The organism is Acinetobacter sp. Ac8, assembly GCF_055392545.1.
In genome coordinates, this window is the sequence record NZ_AP043689.1 from 2,993,327 (window position 1) to 3,005,207 (window position 11,881).

The 11,881-nt window shown below is 38.5% G+C and carries 7 protein-coding genes; 4 read left to right on the forward strand and 3 right to left on the reverse strand.

Annotated features, from left to right (window positions below; genetic code table 11):
• Positions 1-214 precede the first annotated feature (214 nt).
• Together purL and ACZ5QH_RS14165 are read right to left on the reverse strand one after the other, a co-directional pair.
• A complete protein-coding gene (purL, locus tag ACZ5QH_RS14160; RefSeq protein ID WP_034611718.1) occupies positions 215-4,048 on the reverse strand; it encodes a phosphoribosylformylglycinamidine synthase in 3,834 nt (1,277 codons plus the stop codon).
• A gap of 185 nt (positions 4,049-4,233) precedes the next feature.
• Complete coding sequence (locus ACZ5QH_RS14165; protein WP_034611720.1) at positions 4,234-4,974, reverse strand: hypothetical protein; 741 nt, start codon at positions 4,972-4,974, stop codon at positions 4,234-4,236.
• 492 nt (positions 4,975-5,466) lie between these two features.
• Between ACZ5QH_RS14165 and ACZ5QH_RS14170 the strand changes: the two genes are divergently transcribed.
• Genes ACZ5QH_RS14170 through ruvB form a run of 4 tightly spaced genes read left to right on the forward strand, consistent with a single transcriptional unit; the run spans position 5,467 to position 9,100 of the window.
• A complete protein-coding gene (locus ACZ5QH_RS14170; protein WP_004724400.1) occupies positions 5,467-6,807 on the forward strand; it encodes a deoxyguanosinetriphosphate triphosphohydrolase in 1,341 nt (446 codons plus the stop codon).
• Positions 6,807-7,469, forward strand: coding sequence for a hypothetical protein (locus tag ACZ5QH_RS14175; RefSeq protein ID WP_303577838.1), 663 nt, complete (start codon positions 6,807-6,809; stop codon positions 7,467-7,469). Before ACZ5QH_RS14170 ends, ACZ5QH_RS14175 begins: the two co-directional genes overlap by 1 nt.
• Positions 7,470-7,478: 9 nt before the next feature.
• Positions 7,479-8,081, forward strand: coding sequence for a Holliday junction branch migration protein RuvA (gene ruvA / locus ACZ5QH_RS14180; protein WP_004724404.1), 603 nt, complete (start codon positions 7,479-7,481; stop codon positions 8,079-8,081).
• Positions 8,082-8,098: 17 nt separating this feature from the next.
• A complete protein-coding gene (ruvB, locus tag ACZ5QH_RS14185) occupies positions 8,099-9,100 on the forward strand; it encodes a Holliday junction branch migration DNA helicase RuvB (RefSeq protein ID WP_004724408.1) in 1,002 nt (333 codons plus the stop codon).
• A gap of 105 nt (positions 9,101-9,205) precedes the next feature.
• On the opposite strand, the gene ACZ5QH_RS14190 is transcribed toward ruvB, so the two are convergent.
• Positions 9,206-11,398: a TonB-dependent receptor domain-containing protein gene (locus tag ACZ5QH_RS14190; RefSeq protein WP_303577839.1), complete on the reverse strand. Its 2,193-nt coding sequence runs from the start codon at positions 11,396-11,398 to the stop codon at positions 9,206-9,208.
• Between the last annotated feature and the right edge of the window lie 483 nt (positions 11,399-11,881).

Here is an 11,881-nt window from a genome sequence, read left to right on the forward strand (position 1 = left end):
TAAAACTGTAACTAAAATTATCTTATACTTATCTATATAATTAACTTTATATAAATCAACTCATTTTGATGTTTCATTATTTAATCATACATAGTGCCACTATCACACGTAGCAGCATAAATCTCACCCTTGAGTGGAGATAATGAAAATATTGATCAGTTTAAAAACAAAAAAGCCCCTTACGGGGCTTTTTTAATCTATTGGTCTAGTCTAATTAACCAATAAACTTACGCGCATTGCGGAACATACGTAACCATGCACCATCTTCAGTCCACTCTTCAGGTTTCCAAGAATGCTGAATAGCACGGAAATTACGTTCAGGATGCGGCATCATAATCGTTGCACGACCATCTTTTGAAGTCACCCCAGAAATCGCTTCAGGAGAGCCATTAGGGTTCAATGGGTATTGTTGAGTTGCATTACCCATGCTGTCTACATAACGTAAAATTACTTGATTACCCGCATTTAGCGCAGCAAAGTTTTCAGCAGAAGTTTCTGCACGACCTTCACCATGTGCAACAGCGATTGGTAAAATAGAGCCTTCCATACCTTCTAGAAGAATCGATCGAGATTTCTCAACTTTCACATTCACAACACGTGCTTCAAATACTTCTGAAGTATTACGGCGGAAACGTGGCCAGTTGTCTGCACCCGGAATGAGTGGCGCAAGCTGAGCCAACATTTGACAACCATTACAAATACCTACAGAGAAAGTATTATCACGGTTAAAGAATTTCTCAAATTGATCACGAAGTTTCGGATTAAACAGTACAGACTTAGCCCAACCACCACCAGCACCTAAAACATCGCCATAAGAGAAACCACCACAAGCAACCAGACCTTCAAAGTCGTCTAAATCTACACGACCTGAAAGTAAATCACTCATGTGAACATCAACAGTATTAAAACCCACTTTATCGAATGCCGCAGCCATTTCAACATGACCATTTACGCCTTGTTCACGTAAAATCATCATGTTTGGACGGCGTTCATTGATATAAGGTGCTTCAACAGGCTCATTTAAATCAAATGTTGGTAATGCAATTATACCTTTATGGTTTTTATCACCAATTAATGCAAATTCTGAATCAGCGGTTTCTACGTTATCACGTAAACGTTGAATTTGATGAGACACTTCAGTCCAAGCTTGTTGCAATTCAGCACGATCAAGTACCAAACCATTCACTGACAACTTATCAGAATCATTGACAGTACCAACAACACGAATTGCTTCTCTTAAACTAGAAGTTGCAACTTCATCTGTCAAACTTGCCCAGTCTGCTTTAGAAATTTGCAATACTGCGCCGATTTCTTCAGCAAATAAGCTTTCATTAGATTGATCTTCAAGTGCTACACCTAAGCGTGAAGCAAACATCATTTCAGCAACAGTTGCCAATAAGCCACCATCACCGATGTCATGATATGCCTTGATCAAACCGCGATTATTCCAATCTTGAACCAATGCAAAGAATGCTTTGAACTCATCAAAGTTATCAACATCAGGTGTAACAGAACCAATTGCCTTATACACTTGTGCAAGGATCGAACCGCCTAAACGGAACTGACCTTTAGATAAGTCAATACGTACCAGAACTGAATCTTCATTTTTCAATTCTGGTGTCAATGTTTTACGAACATCCAACACAGGTGCAAATGCAGTGATAACACCAGACATTGGTGAAGTCACAGATTTATCTTCGCCTTCGTCATTCCAAGTCGTACGCATTGACAATGAGTCTTTACCCACTGGAATTGCGATACCCAATGCAGGACACATTTCCATACCGATAGCTTTTACGCCTTCGAATAATGCTTGATCTTCACCTTTTTGACCTGCGGCCGCCATCCAGTTAGCAGACAGTTTAATATCGCTGATCTGTTCAATATTGGCACACATGATATTGGTGATGGACTCAGCCACAGCCAAACGTGCCGAAGCAGCAGGATTTAACAATGCAACTGGAGGACGTTCACCCATTGCCATTGCTTCACCGGTATAGCCTTGTAAGCTTGTTGTGGTTACCGCAGCATCCGCAACTGGAACTTGCCAACGACCCACCATCTGATCACGTGATACCATACCCGTGATTGAACGGTCACCAATGGTGATTAGGAATGATTTTGAAGCCACTGTCGGGTTTTTCAATACACGGAAGATCGCATCTTTTAAATCGACTTTAGATGCATCAAACTCATCACCTTTACGTTGAATCGTTTCATATGAACGGCTCATACGTGGCGTGCCACCAAGCATAACTTGCATTGGCATATCCACTGCTTTGTTTTCAAACAATGGATCGTTTACAGTTAATTGACGTGCTTCAGTCGCTTCACCCAATACCGCAAATGGGCAACGTTCACGTGCACAAATCGATTCAAATAACTCTAATGATTCTGGTTTGATGGCAAGCACATAACGTTCTTGCGCTTCATTTGACCAGATTTCCATTGGCGACATGCCAGGTTCAAGCGATGGGATTTTACGAAGATCAAGAGTTGCACCCAATTCGTGATCATTCACAAGTTCAGGCATTGCATTGGAAACACCACCCGCACCTACATCGTGTACAGATACGATCGGGTTAAAGTCTTCCATTCTCCAACATGCATCAATCACTTCCTGACAACGACGCTCCATTTCTGGGTTTTCACGTTGTACAGAAGCAAAATCTAGGTTTTCACCCAATTTACCACTATCTACAGAAGAAGCTGCACCACCGCCCAAACCAATGAGCATCGCAGGGCCACCCAGTACAATCAGTAAATCGCCTGGCTGAATTGCATCTTTTTCAACATGGTCAGGACGGATATTTCCGTAACCACCCGCAATCATAATCGGTTTATGGAAACCTTTTACTTCGCCATTAACATTTTGCTCAAAAGTACGGAAGTAACCATTTAACGCAGGGCGACCAAACTCGTTGTTAAATGCTGCACCACCTAAAGGACCATCAATCATGATCTGAAGTGGTGATGCCATACGAGATGGTTTACCGTAGTTTTCTTCCCAAGGCTGTTCAAAACCGGGAATATTAAGGTTAGAAACCGTAAAGCCCGTTAAACCCGCTTTTGGTTTACCACCACGGCCTGTTGCACCTTCATCACGAATTTCACCACCAGAACCTGTCGCAGCACCTGCAAATGGAGCAATTGCTGTTGGATGGTTGTGGGTTTCCACTTTCATGAGAATGTGGGCAGCTTGGCTCTTATATTTATAAATATGGTGACCCGTAGCTTCATCTTTTTTCGGATAGAAACGCTGTGTGTCAAAACCCACAATTACAGAAGCATTATCTTTATATGCTGACAAAACATCTGTAGGTGATTCTTTATAAGTGTTTTTAATCATTTGGAACAATGATAATGGTTGTTTTTCACCATCAATTGTCCACTCTGAACCAAAGATTTTATGACGACAATGTTCTGAGTTTGCTTGAGCAAACATCATCAACTCGATGTCATGTGGGTTACGCCCCATCTTATTAAATGCTGCGGTTAAATAATCAATTTCTTCATCTGACAATGCAAAGCCAAACTCAGAGTTTGCTTTAACCAGTGCATCTTTACCTTGCCCCAAAATATCAATTGAGTTTAAAGGTTTAGGCTCAGTTTCAGAGAATAAAGCTGTTGCGTCATCAATTTTATTGAAAACGCTTTCTGTCATACGGTCATGTAAAATTTGTTTTACTGCATCAGAGATTTCAGAAATCCCCTTTAAAGTAAACAAAACACCGCGTTCTAAGCGGTGTACAGGTGTATTACAGTTGGCAAAAATATCGGTTGCCTTAGATGACCACGGTGAAATTGTACCGACACGTGGCGTGACTAAAATCTGGACTTCGTCACTTGCAGCCTGACGAACTTCAAACGATGCGCCATCGTTTAAAAGCTGTAAAGCAGATTGCTGTTGTTGCTCGTTGAGCGTTTGGTCGAAAAGGTAAACCCATTGGCTTTCTATTGATTGAACAGAACTGATCGACGCAAGGCGTGTTAATAGTTGTGTTTGCTTAAAAGAAGAGTGTGCAGGTGCACCGGCAACGATAAACATGCTGTTTTTGGCTCCACGGGCAGGTTTTGGCAACCTACCTCAATGTGACTTGAAGAGAGCGCATATTCTACTGTGAAAGCAAGATTTCAGCTAGTCATATCCCACTTAAAAAACGCTGAAATCTTGGTTTTAAATATCCGATTTACTTTGACTTTCGTCTTTAAACATGATTCGTAACAATTGAATTATTGAGCTGTATAATGAAACTCACCCATTTTAGGATCTTCTTTCGCAATGATTCCACTTTTTTGATAAAAGACTTTTCCACAAGAAATCTCAGGATCGATTTCACCATCAATATCATAGGATAATCGGACATTGATATGTTCCAAATATGGTTTTTGAGATGCAGAGTCAAGGAAAAATACATCTAAACTTTCCATGTTATAGCACACATAGATTTTTTCAGGATGCGAGTTCTTATTCAGATCAATTGTATAGGTATGATCCGCATTTTGAGTCATTCGATCGAGTTTCAGTGCCACCGCATTGACCAAATCACCACTTTTATTGATCGCATACGCATAGTTTGCCCTATCATTTTTATAAGCTTCGTTGCAGTTTTTAATTGGTTGTCCAACCTTCACCTTGCTAGGCGTAAGATCATCTATTGTAAATTTAGCTTTTCCATTCAACATACTGCTCGGTAAGATACTCCAATACTGTTTATTTTGCGCATTTGGATCATCTGTCCAAATACAATTATTTATCAGATGACCATCTGGCGTTTCTTGAAAAGCAAAGGTTGCTAAAGCTTGATCTACTGGTTCAGGCTTCGCAGGAATGCTTTCTTCGATTATAGGTTTGCTCACTTCAATCTTTTTCTGAGTTTCGATTTCTTTGTTTTGATTGGATCTATTTTTATCAGTGGGGCTACACGCTGCAAATAGAATAATCATAGTTAATAAGAAGAAATTTTTATTCATGCTTTACTCTATTTTTTAATGATACAAGGATAATATTTATTCATATTAACTGTTTATAAGTCTAAACATATTAACTTTAATCATGGAAATTTTCCTAGTGTTTGGACTATCTAGATTATAAATTGGTTTACTGATCATTCTAAAATTTACTGCTCAATATTTAGTGGATAGAAAAGATCAAAAATTAACAGGCGATTGTATTATTGGATAATTTTTAGATGATGGTGAACAGCTTTTAATTCGCCTTGATTCTAAAAAACCTGATTATGGCTCTGTTGTTGTCGTGAATCCAATTACAGCGAGAGATGATTGGTTTAGTGTTGAGGCCAATTTTTATAACTTCATTATGAATTATTTTAAATATAAGGGTGAAAAATACTGGGAAAATATTTCTCAAATATAAACCGACCAAGACAACTTATGTCGCCCGCCCCTAGTACATTTTCAATAAATTTGGCATCATACGATTAACGAAAGAATGAATAATGATAAATGACTCAAATGCGTTGGTTAGAACTCCTTTCAACAGTTCGTTTAGGTAGTAAAAAGCAAAGTACAGAACAGGCACGAAGTCCATTTCATAAAGATTATGACCGCATTATATTTTCGCAAAGCTTTAGACAACTCAATCGTAAAACTCAAGTCCATCCACTGACCCAACATGATGGTATTCATACACGGCTTACGCACTCTTTAGAGGTGTCATGTATTGGGCGTTCTTTGGGAATGCTCGCTGCTGAAAAAATCAAAAATGAACTCCCCGTTTGGATCTCCCCAGCAGATGTAGGGGCGATTATTCAAGCTGCATGTTTGGCACATGATATTGGTAATCCACCCTTTGGACATGCTGGTGAATATGCGATTCGTGAATGGTTTGATGACGCTGCACATACAAATTTTTTACAAGACCTAAGCCCTGAACAACAAGCAGATGTACGACAGTTCGAAGGTAATGCCCAAGGTTTAAGACTGCTTACTAAAATTGACTATCATCCTCATGATGGGGGGATGCGTCTTACTTACGCAACGTTAGGAGCTTACTTAAAGTATCCTTGGCTCTCAAAGACCATCGAATCTCAAGGAAATACCCCTGCAAGCAAACGTGCTAAATTTGGCTGTTATCAAGCTGAAAAAGAAATTCTTAAACAGATTGCAGATCAACTCGGTTTAATTCAATTGGGTGAATATCATTGGTGTCGTCATCCGCTGACGTATTTACTAGAAGCGGCTGATGACATTTGTTATGCCTTAATTGATTTAGAAGACGGCATTATTCTCAATATGCTCAGCTATGAAGAAGTTGAACCTATTTTTCTTGATTTATTAGGAGATTATGGCGTTCCCGCTGAACTCAGTATGCCGTATATGACTTGGCAACAAAAAATTGCCGCTTTACGTGGTCGTGTTATGAAACGTTTGGTCGATGAAGTAACCACTGCTTTCGCAAAACAACATTATCAAATTTTGTCAGGGCAACTAAAAGGTTCGTTATTGCAATACTGTGCTGAAGATATTGAGATTGGGATTGATCGAGCAAAGAACCTTGCCCGTGAAAAAATCTTTGAACACCCGCAAAAATCAGGTTTGGAAATTATTGCCCATCAAAGTTTACAGCATATTTTAGATGCCTTTATTCCCCTTACCACACCGAATAAAACATTAAGTTTTAAAGATGGTCGTTTACTGTCTATTTTAGAACGGTTTGGTGCACGCTTTAGTGATCATCACTATGACAATATTATGCAAGTCTTAGATATCGTGAGTAAATTTTCAGACCACCAAGCCTATAACTTAGCGCAAGAACTCCAAGGTAATAAAGTAGGATTCTTTTGATGAAACGGTTTGTAGATGATGGAATCACATTGAATAGATTTTCTCGGCAACCTATTTTAGTAGAATGTCCATTTTGTTTAAAAAATGCCACCGTCTATACGAAAAAAATTGATGATGTTGATTTCGAGCAACCCTTTTTTAGTTGCCAAAATTGTTGTAAATCATTTGACCAAAAAGCCAAACAGGAAAATAACTTAGGCTATTTCTCTGGGGTTTATTTAGATATTGAAGAAACTTGTCGTTGTAAACGTGGAAAATTTCAGTTTCATCAATACTATGCAAAAAAGAGTTTTGTTCCTCAATTTATTGAATTGAATTGCAACTTTTGCCCAATTTCCAAACGGATCTATCCTAACCAATTTGATATACGCAAACAATTTAATCGCGGCTTCAATACAGATCCTTATTTTGGTTATTGCCTAACACTATGTGTATCAACAAGAAATGGACTTGTTTTCGCCTATAATCAAGAACATATTAACTGTTTAAAAGATTATATTTCTGCAAACCTTAGACAAAGAACTTATTTAAATACCAATAAAACCTATTTTAATCGTTTACCTGCTTGGATAAAATCTGCCCGAAATCGCAAAGAAATTCTTAAAGCAATTTTGCGTTTAGAGCAAATGGCATCTACTATTCAACCATTAACAAATAAGTGAACAAACTCAATGATCGGATGTCTTATTGGTGAAGTCTTAGCTTTAGAAGCACCTACCGTACTTTTAAATGTAAATGGCGTGGGTTATGAGATTGACACTCCACTCTCAACATTTTGCCAATTACAAAAAGGTCAAAAAGTTACCTTATGGACACATTTAGCCGTCCGTGAAGATGCTCAATTGCTATATGGCTTCTCTAATGCTCAAGAAAAAACCATCTTTCGCACCCTGCTAAAAGTGAATGGTGTCGGTCCTAAAATGGCTTTAGGTATTCTATCTACACTCAGTGTCGAAATGTTGGTACATACTGTTGAGAATGGTGATGTCAAAACTTTAGTTAAAGTCCCTGGCGTTGGTGCGAAAACAGCCGAACGTTTAATGATTGAACTTCGTGATCGCTTTAAAGCCTTTGCTACAGGTACTACACCGAGTAATTCAACTTCAACTCAAATACAATTTACGGGTAATTCTGCTGTTGCAGAAGCTGAAGCGGCATTGCAATCTTTAGGTTATAAACCTTTGGAAGCACAAAAACTGATTAATGCCGTGAAAGCAGACTATACTGAAGCAAGCGACATTATCCGTGCTGCACTTAAATCCATGAATAAATAAGACAGATTAAGACACTCATGCAAGACCGTTTAATCAGTGGGGCTGAAAAACCCGAAGATCATTTTGATCGTGCCATTCGTCCAACCTCTTTGGATGATTATATAGGCCAACCTGTTGTACGAGAGCAAATGGAAATCTTCATTGGTGCTGCTCGTGGTCGTGGTGAAGCACTTGATCATACCTTGATCTTTGGCCCACCCGGTTTAGGTAAAACCACATTGGCCAATATTATTGCTCGTGAAATGGGGGGAAATCTTAAATCTACCTCTGGTCCAGTATTGGAACGTGCAGGTGATTTGGCTGCAATGCTGACCAATCTGGAAGAAGGTGATGTGCTATTTATTGATGAAATTCATCGCCTCTCTCCAGTAATTGAAGAAATTCTTTATCCTGCGATGGAAGATTACCAACTCGACATCATGATTGGTGAAGGCCCTGGCGCACGTTCGATAAAATTAGACTTACCACCATTTACCTTGGTTGCTGCGACAACGCGTGCTGGTCTACTCACCTCGCCTTTGCGTGATCGTTTTGGAATTGTGCAACGTTTAGAATTTTATTCAGTTGAAGATTTAACTCATATTGTGGCGCGTTCAGCATCATTAATGAATGTTCCCACAACAGCAGACGGTGCAAAAGAAATTGCTCGTCGTGCGCGTGGTACTCCGCGTATTGCTAACCGTTTGTTACGTCGTGTTCGTGACTATGCACAGGTTAAAGGCACAGGTGAAGTTACTCAACACATGGCACAACGTGCATTGGATATGTTAAATGTTGATAAAGATGGTTTAGATACATTAGACCGTCGTTATTTATCGATGTTATTAGAGCGTTTTGATGGCGGCCCTGCTGGTGTTGAAGCTTTAGCTGCAGCAATGGCTGAAGATTCAGGCACCTTAGAAGATGTGATTGAACCCTATTTGATTCAGCAAGGTTATGCTATGCGTACTGCTCGTGGGCGTATTGCAACCAACCAAGCCTATTTACAGTTTGGAATGACACCACCTGAACCAAAATAATCGAAACAAGGGCGTATTGAATATTCCCTTATTTCTTTTATAGTTTTATATAGAAAAGCCCTATACAAATAGGGCTTTTCTAATGCTAATCGAAGATGCGTTTTATTAAAATTTAAACGTTGTGCTCAATTGAACTCGGCGTCCTTCTTGGGTATTTTTATACCGATTATAATAGTCTGCGCCTACTTTTTGATAATCAACAAAGTTTTTATCAAAAACATTATATAAACCCACAGCAATATCCCACTGATCATTTACAATAAAATTTGATCCCATATGCATCAAGCCATATGCTTTAAAATCACCTAGTGCATCATAAACGTCTTGGTTCACTACAGGTAGACTATTATAGTAGTCTGGTGTAAAACGCGCACGTTCACTCCGGTATTCGCCTCGCGCCCATAATTGAATTTTATCATCCGCTTGCCATTTTAATGATGCATTGACCATATGTTTAGGTGTATCGTTTAGAGGTGGATTTCCACTTGCTTTGTCCTTAATTTCTGCTTCCGTCCATGTATAATTTAGGCCAAATTTCCAAGTCGGTACAAACTCCCAATTTAAGCCTGTTTCAATACCATAGCTTTCTGCCTTTTGAGCATTGATCGGACGAGTAATATTCCAAGCACGTTTGTCAGTATCTCCAGCTTGCATTAGCCATGGTGTACCAAGTCTTGCCATTTCTTTTTCACAGTCAGCTTTTACCTTAAGATCCTTGGCATCACAGGTTCTCTCCACTGGTCCATTAATTATTTTATCTTTAATCTGACTGAAAAATGCTGTGATGTTGGCATCAAAATTGGAACCATTATTAAAATAAGTACCCAGCTCAAAGTTATTACTTGTTTCAGGTTTTAAATTTGGGCTACCAAAAAGAGGAGTTCGTCCTTGTCCACCAACATTATAAATCCCATTGGTCAGACGCTCTAAGCGAGGCGCTTTATAACCCTCACTATAACCACCTTTAAAAGTCCAATTGTCATTTGCATTCCAAACTAAATATGCTCTAGGTGTCCAAAAACTACCAAATGTATCATGATTGTCAAAACGTAAACCCGTCGTTAAAGCTAGATCAGGGGTAAGTGCCCATGTATCTTCAGCAAAAAGACCCAATTGCTGAAACGACACCTCCTTATTTACCCTTAATCCGTCTTTAATACTTGCATCCCACCATTGCCCACCAAGGGTAATATTGTGTCCTTTAAAATATTGAGTGGCCAATTTAGTATCAAAAATCGTATCCTCACTTTCTAAAAGACGTGGTGTAATTACACTTGAACCTGCTTGAGCACGTGCTGGAATAAGGCGACCAATGGTTTCAGTTTGAGTATTACTAATACTTGATTCCAAGGTCCCAATTTTATTGCGCCATGTATGTACAAGTGTTAGTCGATCTCTATTAAATTCTTTCGATTTATCATAACCACCATTTGCACCAAGCGTACCAAGTTGACTCTTACTATTATCGTACCATTGTTCAGTTTTTTCATATTCTACCGAGAGATCGTGTTGTTTAGTTGGGGTAAATGTTACACGTGCCCCTATAGTTTCTAAATCTGATTTGGTTGGATTATCACCCCTGTTTAGCTCTACTGAATTATCATTTACATCGAGATATCCCACGTTGGACTGACTCCGTTGAGCCTTTCGTGCACGAAGCTGCACTCCCAATAAATCCTGAACAATGGGTCCACTAAGAAAAGCATCTGCTGCACGATGATTACCAAAATCAGAACTGTTTGGCAGTAAAGTCCCTTCTAATGTGATAGAGCCTGTCCATACATTTGAAACTTTTTTTGTAATGATATTGACCACGCCACCCATGGCATCAGAACCATACAATGTAGAAGCTGGTCCTCGAATAATCTCAATTCGTTCAATTGCTGAGATTGGAGGAATAAAACTGTTATTTGACTCACCAAAACCATTTGGTGCAATATCTCCAGTACTGTTCTGACGGCGACCATCAATCAAAACCAGAGAATATTCCGCACTCATACCACGAATCCGAATATTTAATCCCCCGGTTTTTCCTTCCATAAGACTGACATCAACCCCCTCTACATCAACTAAAGCATCTGCGATAGAGTTTATACGTTTGCCTTTTAGATCTTGTGCGGTGATCACAGTAATACTTGCCGGTGCATCTTTTAGTTTTTGCTCATAACCCGCAGCAGAAACAACAATCGTTGAAAGTTGTTGTGTAGCATCGGATTCTACCTTGCTATTTGCAAAGGCTGAAGTTGTTGTAATTCCTAAAAGTGCGATTGAAATAGGACGAAGGTTAAACTTACTCATAAATAGAATTCCAGTAGATGGACGACATAAACAATTGAAAACAAATAAAACATCTAAATATGAATGATAAGAATTATCATTTGCAATAAAAAGCATACAAAAAATAACAAGCATAGTAAAGAGTTATTACACATTAATTTAATTAAAACTTAATAAAAAACTTTTGTTGGTTTTAATAGACTGATTTAATTACATCAATCTCATTAAAAATTTGTTATTTAAAAAAAATAAGTTATTGTTAATATTTGATTTTATTATTTTATAAAATTCTCTTCGATACATCCTTTTCACTCAACTCTGAATATAAATTCCTACACTCAATTGGCTGCTCGTAAGTAGTTTAAAGTTAAAAAATACTAAAGCATCATATAACCATGCTGGTTATTTAAACAATTACAAAAAAATAATTTTGGAATGAACGGGTTTGTAGAGAGTTGAAGTTATGAAATATCGAACGGATATTCAATTGCCATCATTTATCTC